The sequence below is a fragment of the Bradyrhizobium sp. GCM10028915 genome, from assembly GCF_042666195.1.
In the GTDB taxonomy this organism is placed as follows: domain Bacteria; phylum Pseudomonadota; class Alphaproteobacteria; order Rhizobiales; family Xanthobacteraceae; genus Bradyrhizobium; species Bradyrhizobium canariense_D.
This window is the reverse complement of record NZ_JBHTFN010000003.1, coordinates 234,060-248,173: the sequence shown is the minus strand read 5'-3', so window position 1 is coordinate 248,173 and position 14,114 is coordinate 234,060. Positions and strand designations below refer to the sequence as shown.

Sequence of the window (14,114 nt, the reverse complement as noted above, 5' to 3'; positions counted from 1 at the left end):
GATGTGCCTTCTGCAAAGCCGCCTGAATTCGAAAATGTCGCTCACTTCGCCGCGTCGATCCAGATCCCCGGCTGCGAATGCTCGCGGATGTGGCTGACCAGGAAGTCGGAAAAGACCCTGATCTTGGCAGGCAGTCCGGCACGGTTCTGGTAGGCGATGTTCATCGTGAGCAGCGGCAGCTCCCAGTCCATCAGAACGGGGACGAGGCGGCCCGCAGCGATATCGCTTTGCACGATATAGAGCGGCTGGACGAGGATGCCGAGCCCCGCCAGCGCGGCGCCGCGGATGACCTGGCCGTCATTGCTGTCGAGCGTCGACGTGATGCGAACAATCTGCGCGCCATTGCCCTTGCGCAGGCGCAGCGAATAGGGATCGTTGGCGAGATTGTAGATCAGCATGTTGTGGCGCGCGAGATCGGCGGGCTGCTCCGGCTCGCCGCAGCTTGCGAGGTAGGACGGCGCAGCAGCGAGCACCCGCCGCATCTGGCCGATGCGGCGGACGATGATGTTGGAATCCGGCTCCTGCTCGCGCGTCCTGATCGCCACGTCGATGCCGGCCTCGATGAAATCGGAGTACCGGTTGGCGGTGGTGATCTGCATGTTGAGCTTCGGATAGCGCGCGCGGAAGGCTGGCAGCATCGGCGCCAGATAGATCACCGCAAAGGACAGCGAGCTCGTGACCCGCAGCATGCCTTGCGGCGACAGCGCCCGATCGCTGACGATGTCCTCGGCCTCCGCCAACTCGCTCAAAACCCGGCTCGAGCGCTCCAGCAGCTCCTGCCCCGCCTCAGTCAACCACAGCCGACGGGTGTTGCGCTCGATCAGCCGGACTGCAAGGCGCTCCTCGAGAGCGCTGAGATGGCGGCTCGCGGCAGCGTTCGACATGCGCAGGGCTTCGGCAGCTTTGGACATGCTGCCGAGCTCAGCCGTCTTGGCGAATACTTCCAACTGGAGCAGGCGGTCCATTTTTTCGCAAACGGGAAAAGAGACTTACGATTATTGAGCTTTATTTCCGTATCCCGCAAGTCAAAATGGCCCAAACACGAGCAAGATAGCAGGCGAGGAAACAGGGAAATGTCGGGCCGGATCAGGCACATCGTGATGTGGCGGCTGCGCGGGGAGACGCCCGCGGAGCGGGCCGCCGCCCGGGTCAAGGTCAAGACCCTGTTCGAGGGCTTGCGCGGCCGGATCGACGGCCTCACCCATATCGAAGTCGGTCTCGATGTCAGCGATGTCGACTACGCCTGCGACGTCGTTCTGTTCTCCGAATTCACCGACCACGCTGCGCTCGCGGCCTATGCCACCCACCCGGAACATCTGCGCGTGCGCGAGGCGCTGGGCGACTTGCGGATCGGACGCTTCCAGGTCGATTATCCCATCAAAGAGACCGGCGCATGATCGGTACGTTCACCTTTGAAAACCTGCCCTGCCGCGTCGTGTTCGGCAGCGGAACTTTGGCCTCGGCCAAGGCCGAGGTCGAGCGGCTCGGTGGCAAGCGCGCCCTGGTGCTGACGACGCCGCAGCAGGAGGCGCAAGGCAAAAGTTTGGGCGCGGCGCTCGGTCCGCTCTACGGCGGCATCTTTCCGGGCGCGACCATGCACACGCCGGTCGAGGTCACGGAGCGGGCGCTCGCGGCGATGAAGGCGTGCGAGGCCGACTGCGTCATTTCCCTCGGTGGCGGATCCACGACCGGCCTCGGCAAGGCGCTGGCCTTGCGCACCGGCATCAACCAGCTTTGCATTCCCACGACCTATGCCGGCTCGGAGATGACGCCGATCGTCGGCCAGACCGAGAATGGCCTGAAGACCACGGTCCGCGACGCCGCCATCCTGCCGGAGACCGTGATCTACGATGTCGATCTCACTTTGACGCTGCCGGCGAGCCTGGCCGCGACATCAGGCATCAACGCCATCGCACATGCGGTAGAAGCGCTCTACGCGCGCGACACCAATCCCGTCACCTCGCTGATGGCAGAAGAAGGCATTCGCGCCTTGGCGCGTGCCCTGCCCGCCATCGCCGCCAAGGGCGACGATCGCGAGGCTCGCACCGAAGCGCTCTATGGCGCCTGGCTGTGCGGCGTCTGCCTCGGCACCGTCGGCATGGCGCTGCATCACAAGCTCTGCCACACGCTCGGCGGCACCTTCGACCTGCCGCATGCCGAGACCCACACCATCGTGCTGCCGCACGCGCTGGCCTATAACGCGCCGGCCGTGCCCGATGCGATGGCGCGGATCTCACGCGCAATCGGCGCCGCCGATGCACCGCAAGGACTTTTCGAGCTCGCGAAGCGGCTGGGTGCGAAGGTCGCATTGCGCGACATCGGCATGCCCGAAGGCGGCATCGACAAGGCTGCCGACCTCGCGGTCACCAACGCCTACTGGAACCCGCGCCCGCTCGAACGCGACGCCATCCGCGACCTGATCACGCGCGCCTGGGCCGGCGAGCCGCCCGGCGCCATCAAAACGGCAGTTTGATTCGATGCGGCGCACGCTCCTCAAATCCGCTGTCATCATCAGCATGGATGACACGATCGGCGATTTACCTGGCGGCGACGTGCTGATCGAGGGCAGCCGCATCGTTGACGTCCGTCCATCGATCGACGTCGGCGGCGCGGCCGAGACCGAGATCGTCGACGGCACCGGGCGCATCGTCATCCCCGGCCTGATCAACGCCCATATGCACACCTGGCAGACGGGCTTACGCGGCTATGCCGCCAACTGGACGCTGCTGGAATATTTCCGCCGCATGCATGCGGGTCTCGCTACGGTCTTCAGGCCCGAGGACATTTATATCGCGACCTTGGTCGGCGCGCTGAACCAGATGAACCAGGGCACCACCACGCTGGTCGACTGGTGCCACAACAATCCGACGCCTGATCATACCGACGCCGCCGTGCGCGGCCTGATCGAGAGCGGTATCCGTGCGGCCTTCTTCCACGGCTCGCCCAAGCCCGAACCGAAGCCGGGCGAGCGGCACTTCTCGGAAGTGCCGCATCCACGCAATGAGGTCGAACGACTGCTGGCGGGGCCCCTCGCGGACCGCGACGGCCTCGTCACGCTTGGACTCGCGATCCTCGGCCCGCACTATTCGACGCTGGACGTCGCCATGCACGATTTTCGCATGGCGCGGGAATTCAAGCTGATCGCATCGATGCATCAGGGCGGTGGTCCTGCGAAGACGCCCGGTGGCTGGGAGAAGCTGATCGAGGCGGGTCTCGTGGGCGCCGGAATCAACATCGTCCACGGCAACGACCTGCCTGACCCACTGCTGGACCGGATGGTCGATCTCGGCGTCTCCTTCTCGGTGACGCCGGAGAACGAAATGATCCAGGGCCACGGCTTTCCGATCACCGGACGGCTGCTCAAGCGCGGCGTGCGGCCGACCATCGGCATCGATCTGGAATCCGTACTGGCGGGCGACCTCTTCTCCGCCGCGCGCGTTGCGCTCTCGATGCAGCGGGCGCTCGACAACGCCGAGTCGCGCAAGGCCAGCGGCACCATTCCAGCGACGACCACGATCCCCGTCCGCGAGGCGCTGCGCTGGATCACGACGGAAGGCGCCCGCATGCTCGGCCGCGAGGACCAGATCGGCTCGCTGACACCGGGCAAGCTCGCCGACCTCGTCATCATCAATTGCTCCGATCTCAACCTCGTCCCGGTGCACGATCCCGTTTCCACCGTGGTGATGCAGACGAGCCTTGCCAATATCGAGGCCGTGATGATCGGCGGCGTGTGGAAGAAGCGGAATGGTCGGCTGCTGGCCGAGGGCCTGGGGGCGAAGAAGGAACTGCTCGTGCAATCCGGCCGGCGACTGGTGCACGACATCGAACGACAGGGACACGCCGCCTGAGGGCGTCAAGGACAACAACGATGACGGACGCTTCGAAACACATCGCTTTCATCGGGATCGGCAAGATGGGCCTGCCAATGTCGGTGCTCGTCGCCAAGGCCGGTTATGCCGTGACCGCGTTCGACCGGAGCGCCGCACGGCTCGAGGAGGCTCGCACGCAAGGCATTTCGATTGCCGCTTCACCGGCCGAGGCCGTGGATGGCAAGGCCGCGATCGTCACGTCCTTGCCCGATGACGCTGCCTTGCGCGGCGCATTGCTCGGCTCCACCGGCCTCATCGCCGCGATGGCTGCCGGATCTGTCCTGATCGAGACCAGCACCGTAAGCGTCGAGGCGTCGGCAGAGGTCGACGCCGCCGCCCAGGCGCGCGGTGTCTTCTACCTGCGTACGCCGGTCTCGGGCAATGCCAGTATCGTCCACACCGGCGCGCTGAGCTGCTTCGTCTCCGGCCCGGAGGACACCTACGAAAACGCAAAGCCGCTGCTCGCCGCCTTCACCCGCGCCCAGACCTATCTCGGGCCTGGCGAGGAAGCGCGATATGCGAAGCTTGCGGTCAATCTGATGATCGCGGTGTCGGCCGCGATGATGGCGGAGAGTCTGGCGCTGGCGCGCAAGGGCGGCATCGGCTGGCAGGACATTCTGAAAGTCCTCGACGACAGCGCGGTCGCCTCGCCGATGGTGAAATACAAGACCGCGCCGCTGCGCAGCCGCGATTTCGACTCGACTTTCTCCTGCAGGCAGATGGCCAAGGATCTCGATCTGATCCTCGGTGCCGGCCACGCCGTCGGCGTGCCGCTTCAGCTCGCGGCCCAGGTGCGCGAGACCTATGGCTCGCTGGTCGCGCAGGGCGACGGCGACGCCGACTTCATCGCGACCGTCAAGCACCTCGAGCGGCTGTCCGGCCTTGGCGAGCCCAAACTCTGATTCACGGAGGCACCTATGCGAAATTTCAACGAGAACACGATCACGGACGCGGTGCTGGATCGGATCGCAGGCGCGACCGATCCGCGGATCAAGCAGGTCAGCGAAGCGCTGGTGCGCCACCTTCATGCCTTCGTCCGCGAGGTGCGACCGACCCAGAAGGAATGGGAACACGGCATCGAGTTCCTGACCCGCACCGGCCACATGTGCGACGACAAGCGCCAGGAGTTCATCCTGCTGTCGGACGCGCTCGGCGTCTCCATGCTGGTCGACGCGATCAATCATCCCGTGCCGGAAGGCGCCACCGAAACCACGGTGCTCGGTCCGTTCTTCGTGCAGGCGTCGCCCGAGAAAGACAACGGCGCTGACATCTCCGGCCCGATGGAAGGCGATCCGATGCTCGTCACCGGCTCGGTGTCGACCGTCGACGGACGGCCGCTTGCCGGCGCCGTCGTGGATGTCTGGCATTCCGACGATGATGGCTATTACGACGTGCAGCAGCTCGACAAGATCGGCGATCTTGCGATGCGGGCGCGCTTCCACACCGACCAGAACGGCCGCTTCAATTTCTGGTCGATCAAGCCGGCTGCCTATCCGATCCCACATGACGGCACAGTTGGGGACATGCTGGCGGTCCAGGGCCGCCATCCCTGGCGCCCGGCGCACGTGCATTTCATGATCTCGGCGCCCGGCTTCGAGCAACTCGTGACCCATGTGTTCGTGGCCGGCGACCAGTATCTCGACAGCGACGTGGTGTTCGGCGTCAAGGACAGCCTGATCCGCGAATTTGTGCAGTGCCCGCCCGGCCGTGCGCCCGATGGTCGCATGGTAGACATCGAGTATTTTCACCTCAACTATGATTTCGGCCTGAAGCAGGTCGCTAGCAGCGCAAGAGCCGCTTAAGCTGAACGACGGCGGACCAGACAAGAGTCCGACAACAGGGCCAGACAGGGAGTAAGAATGGGACCGCGAGTCAGCACGAGCATATTGGCCGATCGCCTCACAGGCATGATCGGCCCGCGCGCGAGCGTCGCGCGTGGCGTGCTCGATCAGCATGGGCAGAGCGAGTCGCATTATCGCAACCTGCCGCCCGACATCGTCGTCTTCCCTGAAACCACGCAGGAAGTCGCGGAGATCGTCAAGCTGTGCGCTGGCGCGAATATGCCCATCGTACCGTTCGGCGCCGGGACCTCGCTCGAAGGCAATGCGGCCGCGGTCGCGGGCGGCGTCTGCTTCGACTTCGCACGCATGAACAAGGTGCTGACGGTGCACGATAGCGACATGGACGTCGTCGTGCAGCCCGGCATCACCCGAAAGCAGCTCAATGCGGAGCTGCGCGGCACCGGGCTTTTCTTTCCGATCGATCCCGGCGCCGACGCCTCGATCGGCGGCATGACGTCCACGCGAGCTTCCGGCACGATGGCGGTGCGCTACGGCACCATGAAGGACAACGTCATGGCGCTGGAGGTGGTTCTGGCCGACGGCCGCGTGATCCGGACCGCCAGACGCGCGCGCAAGTCAGCCGCCGGTTATGACCTGACGCGCATGTTCGTCGGCGCCGAGGGCACGCTCGGACTCATCACCGAAATCACGCTGAAGGTGCATCCCGTGCCGCAGGCGATCTCGGCCGCGGTTTGCAGCTTCGACACCCTGCACAACGCCGTGGACACCGCGATCTCCGTGATCCAGTCCGCGATCCCCATCGCGCGTATCGAGTTGCTCGACGACGTCATGATGCGCGGCATCAACGCCTACGCGAAGCTCGGCTATCGCGAAGCCCCGACGCTGCTCTTTGAATTCCATGGTTCCGAGACTTCCGTCGCCGAGCAGGCCGAGGCCGCACAGGCCATCGCCGCCGACCATGGCGGCCACGGCTTTGCCTGGTCCAAGGCACCGGAGGATCGCAGCCGGCTCTGGCACGCCCGCGACAACACGCTCTATGCGGGCCTGGGCCTGCGCCCCGGCGCGCGTGCCGTGATCACCGACGTCTGCGTGCCGATCTCGCGACTGGCGGAATGCCTCACGGATACCCGGCGCGACGCGGACGAGCACGGTTTTACGGCGCCGATCGTCGGGCATGTCGGCGACGGCAATTTCCACATGCTGATTCTGATCGATCCGGCCAGGCCCGAGGAAGCCGAAGGCGCCAAGGCGCTGCAGGCCCGCATGGTCGCCCGCGCGATTGCCATGGACGGCACCTGCACCGGCGAGCACGGCATTGGGCTCGGCAAGATCGATTATCTCACCGACGAGCTCGGCGAGGCCGTCGATGTGATGCGGTCGATCAAGACCGCGCTCGACCCTGACGGACTGATGAACCCCGGAAAGATCTTTGCAGGCGGAGCGCAGGCATGAGCACCGCCGCATTAGCCGTCGAGCCCGCCTCACCTGTCCCGCTCCTTGAGCTGCGCGACATCAGTAAGGAGTTTCCCGGCGTCAAGGCGCTGGACGACGTCTCCTTTGCCGTCTTCCCCGGCGAAGTCCACATGCTGCTGGGCGAGAACGGCGCCGGCAAGTCGAGCCTGATGAAGGTGCTGTGCGGCGCCTATCGCGCCGATGCCGGCGAGTTCTACTACAGAGGCGAGCCGGTCGCGATCCACTCGGCCGCGGACGCGCAGAAGCTCGGCATTGCCGTGATCTTCCAGGAATTCTCCCTCGTCCCCCATCTCGATATCGCCCAGAACATTTTTCTCGGCCGCGAGCCGAAGGGCCGCATCCCCGGCACGATCGATCGCCGCAAGATTTTGGCCGACGCGGCGCGCGTGCTCGGCACGATCGGCTTTGACATCGATCCCTCCACCATCGTTGACAAGCTGGGGGTGGCGCAGCAGCAGATGGTCGAGATCGCGAAGGCGATCAGCCAGAACGCCCGCATCCTGGTGATGGACGAGCCGACTGCGGCGCTATCCGATCGCGAGACCGAGCTGCTGTTCGCGCTGATCGCGCGGCTGAAGGCCGACGGCGTCTCGATCGTCTACATCTCGCACCGCATGGCGGAGGTGTTCGCGCTCGGCGACCGCATCACCGTGCTGCGTGACGGCCGCCGCATCGACGGCGTCAAACCTGCTGACGTCACGCCGGACCAGCTCGTCCGCATGATGGTCGGTCGCAACGTCGACATGACCTACCCGCGCAATTTTGCCGACAAGCCCGGCGAGCTGCTGCTCGAGGTCAAGGCCTTGAGTTCATCGACGGGGATCGCCGACATCAACATCGAGGTGCGCCGCGGTGAGATTGTCGGCCTGTGTGGCCTGGTCGGCTCCGGTCGCAGCGAAGTCGCGCGCGCGATCTTCGGTGCCGATCCCGTGACATCAGGCGAGATCGTGTTCGACGGCAAAGTCATTTCCGGTGAGCCCGACCTCGCCGCCCGCCGCGGCATTGCGCTGATCCCGGAGAGCCGCAAGAGCGAAGGTCTCGCGCTGCTGCGATCGGTGAGCGACAATCTGGTAGTGTCGGCGCTGCGAAAACTGTTCCCGAGCGGGTTGTTCGACCAGCGCAGTGCGCAGCGCACTGCCGACGGCCTGATCCGTCAGCTACGCATTGCGACGCCTAGCGCACGGCAGACCGTCGGCCTGCTTTCAGGCGGCAATCAGCAGAAGGTCGTGATCGGCAAGTGGCTCGCCGCCGGCTCGAAACTTTTCATCTTCGACGAGCCGACCCGGGGCATCGACATCGGCGCCAAGGCCGAAATCTTCGCCCTGATCGACCGCCTTGTCGCGGAAGGCGCGGCGGCGCTGATGATCTCGTCCGAACAGGTCGAGATCTGCCACGTCTGCGACCGCGCCTATGTGATGCGCGAAGGGCGCATCGCCGGGCATCTCGCGCGTAGCGAGCTGACCGAGGAGAACATCGTGCGACTGGGGATGCATCATGCGTGAGGCCGCGGTCGTCTCTCAACCGAATCCGCTGCAACGGATTCCCGGCGTTGCCATCGTGCTGGTGCTGCTGATCGCGCTGTTCAGCACGATCGCGCCCGGCTTCCTGTCGGTCGCCAACCTCTCCAACGTGCTGGTGCAGTCGACGATCCTGACCATGCTCGCGCTGCCGATGACCTTGATCATCATGACCGAGGGGCTGGATCTGTCGATGGGCGCGGTGCTGACGCTGACCTCGCTCTGCGTCGCCATCGTCTCGCTCACCACCCACTCGATGTTGCTCGGCCTCGGTGCCGGGCTCCTCGTCGGCGCGGCCTTCGGCTTCGCCAATGGCTGGCTGGTCGCCATCGTGGGCATCCCGCCCTTCGTTGCGACCTTGGGCACGCTCGGCATGGCGCAGGGCCTATCGCTGATCGTCAGCGACGGCCACAGCGTGGTCGGCATCCCCCACAGCGTGCGCGACATCTATTCGGCGACGCTTTTGGGAATTCCCGTGCCGATCGTGATGGCACTCGTGACCTACGCGGTCTTCCACGGCCTGCTCTATCACACCCGCTTCGGCACCTACATCTTCGCGCTCGGCGGCAACCGCGAGGCGCTGCGCTACGCCGGCCTCTCACCGAACAAGCTGCTGATCGCGGTCTATGCGATCGGCGGCGCCATGGCCGGCATCGCCGGCCTCTTGATGACTGCGCGGATGAATTCCGGGCATCCAACCGCGGGCCTCGGTCTCGAATTCGATGCGATCGCGGCCGTCGCCGTCGGCGGCACATCGTTCGAGCGCGGCAATGGCTGGCTGCTCGGCACGCTGCTCGGGGTGCTCTCGGTCGGCGTGCTGCGCAACGGGCTGAACCTGATCTCGCTGCCGTCCTCGGTGCAGGTCGCAAGCGTCGGCGTCCTCGTCATCGTTGCCCTCTTCCTTGACGGCCTGCGGAGCCGCGCATGACCGACATCAGCAAAGACGCCATCGCGCCGCCCCGCTCGTTCCTGTCGCAGGACGCGATCCAAATGTTCTATCGCCTGCTTGCGGCGCTGCTGATTTGTGCGGTGCTCGCCGTGCTCAGCGATTCCTTCCTGAGCCTCGGCAACATTCTCAATGTGCTCAGGCAGGCGAGCCTGACCTTCTTCATCGCCTCCGGCCTGACCCTGGTGGTGCTGACCGCGGGCCTCGATCTCTCCGTCGGCGCCAATGTGGCGCTGTCCGCCTGCATCGCCGGGACCGTGATCCACAAGACCGGCTCGCCGGCGCTCGGCATACTCACGGGGCTTGCCTGCGGCGGCATCGTTGGGCTCCTCAACGGCGTCATGGTCACCGCGCTGCGCATCCCCTCCTTCATCGCCACTTACGGCATGCTCTGGGTGCTGAACGGCCTCACCTATTGGTACATGGCGGGCGAAACCCTTCACGGCTTCCCGGCCGGCTTCCGCCAGATCGGCAGCGGCTATCTATTCGGCCTGCCGATCCCGGTCTATCTGCTGCTGGTGTTCCTCGGGATCGGAACGCTGTTTGCGCAGCGAACGATCTGGGGCCAGGAGATCTACGCGATCGGCGCCAATCCGATCGCGGCGCGGCTCTCCGGCATTCCGGTCGCCCGACGCCTGCTGCTGGTCTACGCCGTCTCCGGCACCATGGCGGGGCTCGCCTCGATCATCTTCCTGTCGCGGCTCAATTCGGCCGAGGCCGACATCGGCGAAAGCCTGACGCTGCCCGCGATCGCCGCGGTGCTGATCGGCGGCACCTCGCTGTTTGGCGGCGTCGGTACCGTGTTCGGCACCTTCATCGGCGCACTGATCCTGACGCTGGTGCTGAACGGCATGAACCTCTTGTCGGTCAGCGCCAACTGGCAGCCGCTCGTCACCGGCATCATCGTCATTCTCGCGGTCTGGCTCGACATGAAGACCCGCCGCCGCGCGCAATGAGTTCTTGAACGACCAACAAGCAAAACGAGGGATGGAGGCAACATGAAACAGACACTGGGCTATTTGGCGCTGCCGCTGCTGATGGCGGCTGCGCTCACCACGCAAGCGCGAGCCGACGGCGAGACCATCGCCGTCTTCACCAAGAACCAGACCAACCCGTTCTTCCAGACGGTGCGAGTCGGCGCGGACAACATCGCGAAGATGCTGAACGCCAAGACGCTGCAGTACATCCCGACCAAGCCCGACAGCATTCCGGAGCAGCTCAGCCAGATCGAAGACGTCGTGGTGAAGAAGCCGAGCGCCATCGTCTTCACGCCGGTCGACTACAAGGCGATGGTGCCTGGCGTCGAGAAAATCAACGACGCCAAGATCCCCGTCGTCAACATCACCGACCGCTCGGCCGGCGGCAAGTTCCTGTCCTTCGTCGGCGCCGACGATTACAGCCTCGGGCTCGAGACCGCGCGCTTCCTGCTCAAGACGCTCGGCGGCAAGGGCAACATCGTCATCATCGAGGGCGTCAAGGGCTCGCTGACCAATGTCGACCGCGTCCGCGGCTTCAACGACGCGCTGAAGGAAAACGCCGGTGCGAAACTGCTGGCCTCGCAGCCCGGCAATTACCAGCGGCTCCAGGCGCTCCAGGTGATGGAGAATCTGATGCAGTCGAACGCGCAGATCGACGGCGTGCTCGCCGCCAACGACGCCATGGCGGTCGGCGCGATCGAGGCCCTCGACGGCGCCAACCGCAAGGCGCAGGTGATCGGCATCAACGGCACCAAGGAAGCGATCGACGCGATTAAGTCCGGCAAGCTGCTCGCGAGCGGCGATTACAACGGATTCTTTCAAGGCTGCCTCGGCACCATGATGGCGATCCGCTCCTTGCGCAACCAGCCCGTCATTGCTGAGATCGTGCTGAAGCCGACCGTGATCACCAAGGACAATTACCAGCCGTTCGACGTGCCGCTGGAGCAACGGAGCTGCCCGACTTTCGAAGAAGCCAGCAAGCTCGGCGGCAAGTAACCAACCGCCGCCATCACGACAAGCCCGGACGGCCGCAGCCGCGGCCGTCCCAAGAAAACGTGATATAAACGGAGACCATCATGCTGTTCGCCATTCACGCCCTCGACCGCGCCGGCGCGCTGCCGATCCGGCTCGCCAATTACGACGCCCACAAGGCTTTCCTGAGCGACACCTCGCGCTTCGGCGTCAAGATCGTGATGTCAGGGCCGCTGGTCTCCGACGACGGCGAGAGGATGATTGGCAGCCTGTTCCTGATCGAGGCGCCCGGCCGCAGCGAGGTCGAGGCTTTCAACCAAGCCGATCCGTTTGCCGCGGCCGACATCTGGGAAAAGGTCACGATCACGGGCTTCCTGCGCCGCCAGGGTTGAAGGCGGCTAAAACAAAAAACGCGAAAACAACCCCATGCACAGTAGAATGAGGTTGTTTTTACACATGAATTTTCCTCGCAAACGTTTTTGACTCGTCGGGCAAAACAGGAGCAGAGTGTCATCCTCGCCCGATTGACGCCCCTGCGCCTCGATCCAGAGCTTTGCGACCGCCCAGACGGCTAGCCGCTCGTCACCGTCGCACCTTCTTCGAGATGACAGGCCACCCACTGCTCGGGTCCAGCCGCGCGCAACGTCGGCTCCTCGGTCCGGCAGCGATCGAATACGTATGGGCAACGGGTGTGGAAGCGGCACCCGCTCGGCGGGTTGATCGGACTCGGCACGTCTCCCTTGAGGATGATGGGATTGCGCTGAGCGCCAGGCTCGGGCAGCGGCACCGCCGAGAGCAGCGCCTTGGTGTAAGGATGCTTTGGCGCGGCGAAGATCTCGTAGCGCGGCGCCACCTCGACGATCTTGCCGAGATACATCACCGCGACGCGATGGGTCATGTGCTCGACGATCGCGAGGTCATGGCTGATGAACAGCCGCGCCAGGCCGAACTCGCGCTGCAGATCCTGCAGCAGATTGACGATCTGGGCCTTTACCGAGACGTCGAGCGCCGACACCGCCTCGTCGCAGACGATCAGCTCGGGCTCGGCGGCGAGCGCACGCGCGATGCCGATGCGCTGGCGCTGGCCACCGGAGAATTCGTGCGGCCTGCGGTTCAGCGCCTCGCGCGGCAGGCGCACGGTGTCCATCAGCGCCGTCACGCGTGTCTCGAGATCGATCGCGGATTTGGCGAGGCCGAAATTGCGGATCGGCTCGGCCAGAATGTCGCGCACGCGCATGCGCGGATTGAGGCTCGAGAATGGGTCCTGGAACACCACCTGCACCCGGCGGCGCATCTGGCGCATCGTGCTCGGATGAGCGTCGTCGATACGCTGGCCGTCGAGGATGACCTGCCCTGCCGTGATGTCGAACAGTCGCAAAATGGCGCGGCCGACCGTCGATTTGCCGCAGCCGGACTCGCCGACCAGCGACAGCGTCTCGCCGCGCGCGATCTCGAACGACACGCCGTCTACCGCATAGACCGATTCGGACTTGCGGCTGAACAGGCCTTTTTTAACCGGGAAGTGCTTCTTGAGGTCGTTGACCTGGAGCAGCGGGGGACTCATGCCGCGACCGCTCCCTTGGCCGCATAATGGCAGGCCGCGACGTGACGTGGCCCCTTCTCTTCGAGCCCCGGCGCATACTGCCGGCAGAGATCGGTCGCGAGCGCGCAACGTCCGGCGAAGACGCAGCCGACGATGGGCTTGCGCAGATCAGGCACCTGCCCGGGGATCTCCGCCAGCCGTCTCGCGGTGCCGGTCAGCGACGAGCCGAGCCGCGGCACTGCGCCGAGCAGGCCCTGCGTATACGGATGACGCGGCGATCGGAACAGGTCCGCCACCGGCGCTTCCTCGACCTTGCGGCCGGCATACATGACCATGACGCGTTCGGCGATCTCGGCGACGACACCGAGATCGTGGGTGATCAGGATGATGGCTGCGCCAACCCGGTGCTTGAGATCCAGCATCAATTTCAGGATCTGCGCCTGGATCGTCACGTCGAGGGCGGTGGTCGGCTCGTCCGCAATGAGAAGCTTTGGATTGCAGGCGAGTGCAATGGCGATCATGACGCGCTGGCGCATGCCGCCGGAGAGCTGATGCGGATATTCACGCACGCGACGCGTCGGCTCGGGAATGCCGACCAGAATCAACATCTCAATGGCGTGCGCCTCCGCGGCCTGCTTGTCCAGGCCCTGGTGGATCATCAGCGTCTCGCGGATCTGGCGGCCGACAGTCAGGACCGGATTGAGGCTGGTCATCGGTTCCTGGAAGATCATCGAGATGTCGTTGCCGCGGATCGCGCGCATCTCGCGATCCGACATTTGCAGCAGGTCCTTGCCCGCGAAGCGGATGCTGCCGGCGATCCTGCCGGGCGGTTCCGGGATCAGCCGCATCAGCGACATCGAGGTCACCGACTTGCCGCAACCGGACTCACCGACGATGGCGAGCGTCTCGCCCTCGTTGACATGGAACGACACGCCTTCCACCGCGCGGTTGATGCCGCTGGGCGTGCGGAAGTGGGTCTGGAGGTTTTCGACTTCAAGCAGTGCCATCGCGATCA

14 protein-coding genes are annotated in these 14,114 nt (G+C 65.0%); 11 read left to right on the top strand and 3 right to left on the bottom strand.

From position 1 onward, the window contains the following. Positions 1-41: 41 nt before the first annotated feature. Positions 42-965 carry a LysR substrate-binding domain-containing protein gene (locus tag ACFQX9_RS02910; protein WP_377786483.1) on the bottom strand — a complete coding sequence of 308 codons (924 nt, stop codon included), beginning with the start codon at positions 963-965 and terminating at the stop codon, positions 42-44. Positions 966-1,073: 108 nt separating this feature from the next. Between ACFQX9_RS02910 and ACFQX9_RS02905 the strand changes: the two genes are divergently transcribed. The 11 genes from ACFQX9_RS02905 to ACFQX9_RS02855 all read left to right on the top strand — a co-directional run bounded on the left by ACFQX9_RS02905 (position 1,074) and on the right by ACFQX9_RS02855 (position 11,948). Continuing rightward, a complete protein-coding gene (locus ACFQX9_RS02905; RefSeq protein WP_247393752.1) occupies positions 1,074-1,397 on the top strand; it encodes a Dabb family protein in 324 nt (107 codons plus the stop codon). Then, on the top strand, positions 1,394-2,473 hold the full coding sequence (locus ACFQX9_RS02900) for a maleylacetate reductase (protein ID WP_377786481.1): 1,080 nt from the start codon (positions 1,394-1,396) through the stop codon (positions 2,471-2,473). Before ACFQX9_RS02905 ends, ACFQX9_RS02900 begins: the two co-directional genes overlap by 4 nt. Before the next feature lie 4 nt (positions 2,474-2,477). Then, on the top strand, positions 2,478-3,848 hold the full coding sequence (locus ACFQX9_RS02895) for an amidohydrolase family protein (RefSeq protein WP_377786479.1): 1,371 nt from the start codon (positions 2,478-2,480) through the stop codon (positions 3,846-3,848). Positions 3,849-3,868: 20 nt separating this feature from the next. Further along, the gene (locus tag ACFQX9_RS02890) at positions 3,869-4,771 is read left to right on the top strand and encodes an NAD(P)-dependent oxidoreductase (RefSeq protein WP_377786477.1); all 903 of its coding nucleotides are present in this window, start codon (positions 3,869-3,871) and stop codon (positions 4,769-4,771) included. Positions 4,772-4,786: 15 nt separating this feature from the next. Then, the gene (locus ACFQX9_RS02885; protein WP_377786475.1) at positions 4,787-5,671 is read left to right on the top strand and encodes an intradiol ring-cleavage dioxygenase; all 885 of its coding nucleotides are present in this window, start codon (positions 4,787-4,789) and stop codon (positions 5,669-5,671) included. 57 nt (positions 5,672-5,728) lie between these two features. Beyond that, a complete protein-coding gene (locus ACFQX9_RS02880; protein ID WP_377786473.1) occupies positions 5,729-7,123 on the top strand; it encodes an FAD-linked oxidase C-terminal domain-containing protein in 1,395 nt (464 codons plus the stop codon). Beyond that, a complete protein-coding gene (locus ACFQX9_RS02875) occupies positions 7,120-8,646 on the top strand; it encodes a sugar ABC transporter ATP-binding protein (RefSeq protein WP_085352395.1) in 1,527 nt (508 codons plus the stop codon). The genes ACFQX9_RS02880 and ACFQX9_RS02875 overlap by 4 nt, the downstream gene beginning before the upstream one ends. Beyond that, a complete protein-coding gene (locus ACFQX9_RS02870) occupies positions 8,639-9,589 on the top strand; it encodes an ABC transporter permease (protein ID WP_204510790.1) in 951 nt (316 codons plus the stop codon). The genes ACFQX9_RS02875 and ACFQX9_RS02870 overlap by 8 nt, the downstream gene beginning before the upstream one ends. Continuing rightward, the gene (locus ACFQX9_RS02865; protein ID WP_377786470.1) at positions 9,586-10,563 is read left to right on the top strand and encodes an ABC transporter permease; all 978 of its coding nucleotides are present in this window, start codon (positions 9,586-9,588) and stop codon (positions 10,561-10,563) included. Before ACFQX9_RS02870 ends, ACFQX9_RS02865 begins: the two co-directional genes overlap by 4 nt. A gap of 42 nt (positions 10,564-10,605) precedes the next feature. Beyond that, positions 10,606-11,580, top strand: coding sequence for a sugar ABC transporter substrate-binding protein (locus ACFQX9_RS02860; protein WP_377786468.1), 975 nt, complete (start codon positions 10,606-10,608; stop codon positions 11,578-11,580). Between the two features lie 80 nt (positions 11,581-11,660). Then, a complete protein-coding gene (locus ACFQX9_RS02855; protein WP_018458696.1) occupies positions 11,661-11,948 on the top strand; it encodes a YciI family protein in 288 nt (95 codons plus the stop codon). Positions 11,949-12,127: 179 nt separating this feature from the next. Here the strand turns inward: ACFQX9_RS02855 and ACFQX9_RS02850 are convergent, their stop codons facing one another. After that, positions 12,128-13,120 (bottom strand): ABC transporter ATP-binding protein, encoded by a 993-nt coding sequence (locus tag ACFQX9_RS02850; protein WP_377786465.1) that lies wholly within the window; start codon positions 13,118-13,120, stop codon positions 12,128-12,130. Beyond that, a complete protein-coding gene (locus ACFQX9_RS02845; protein WP_204510786.1) occupies positions 13,117-14,106 on the bottom strand; it encodes an ABC transporter ATP-binding protein in 990 nt (329 codons plus the stop codon). The genes ACFQX9_RS02850 and ACFQX9_RS02845 overlap by 4 nt, the downstream gene beginning before the upstream one ends. Positions 14,107-14,114 lie beyond the last annotated feature (8 nt).

Bases quoted from the DNA above. Each gene is read 5' to 3' on its own strand.
- ACFQX9_RS02910 (WP_377786483.1), bottom strand. From the start codon at position 965: ATGGACCGCCTGCTCCAGTTGGAAGTATTCGCCAAGACGGCTGAGCTC.
- ACFQX9_RS02905 (WP_247393752.1), top strand. From the start codon at position 1,074: ATGTCGGGCCGGATCAGGCACATCGTGATGTGGCGGCTGCGCGGGGAG.
- ACFQX9_RS02900 (WP_377786481.1), top strand. From the start codon at position 1,394: ATGATCGGTACGTTCACCTTTGAAAACCTGCCCTGCCGCGTCGTGTTC.
- ACFQX9_RS02895 (WP_377786479.1), top strand. From the start codon at position 2,478: ATGCGGCGCACGCTCCTCAAATCCGCTGTCATCATCAGCATGGATGAC.
- ACFQX9_RS02890 (WP_377786477.1), top strand. From the start codon at position 3,869: ATGACGGACGCTTCGAAACACATCGCTTTCATCGGGATCGGCAAGATG.
- ACFQX9_RS02885 (WP_377786475.1), top strand. From the start codon at position 4,787: ATGCGAAATTTCAACGAGAACACGATCACGGACGCGGTGCTGGATCGG.
- ACFQX9_RS02880 (WP_377786473.1), top strand. From the start codon at position 5,729: ATGGGACCGCGAGTCAGCACGAGCATATTGGCCGATCGCCTCACAGGC.
- ACFQX9_RS02875 (WP_085352395.1), top strand. From the start codon at position 7,120: ATGAGCACCGCCGCATTAGCCGTCGAGCCCGCCTCACCTGTCCCGCTC.
- ACFQX9_RS02870 (WP_204510790.1), top strand. From the start codon at position 8,639: ATGCGTGAGGCCGCGGTCGTCTCTCAACCGAATCCGCTGCAACGGATT.
- ACFQX9_RS02865 (WP_377786470.1), top strand. From the start codon at position 9,586: ATGACCGACATCAGCAAAGACGCCATCGCGCCGCCCCGCTCGTTCCTG.
- ACFQX9_RS02860 (WP_377786468.1), top strand. From the start codon at position 10,606: ATGAAACAGACACTGGGCTATTTGGCGCTGCCGCTGCTGATGGCGGCT.
- ACFQX9_RS02855 (WP_018458696.1), top strand. From the start codon at position 11,661: ATGCTGTTCGCCATTCACGCCCTCGACCGCGCCGGCGCGCTGCCGATC.
- ACFQX9_RS02850 (WP_377786465.1), bottom strand. From the start codon at position 13,120: ATGAGTCCCCCGCTGCTCCAGGTCAACGACCTCAAGAAGCACTTCCCG.
- ACFQX9_RS02845 (WP_204510786.1), bottom strand. From the start codon at position 14,106: ATGGCACTGCTTGAAGTCGAAAACCTCCAGACCCACTTCCGCACGCCC.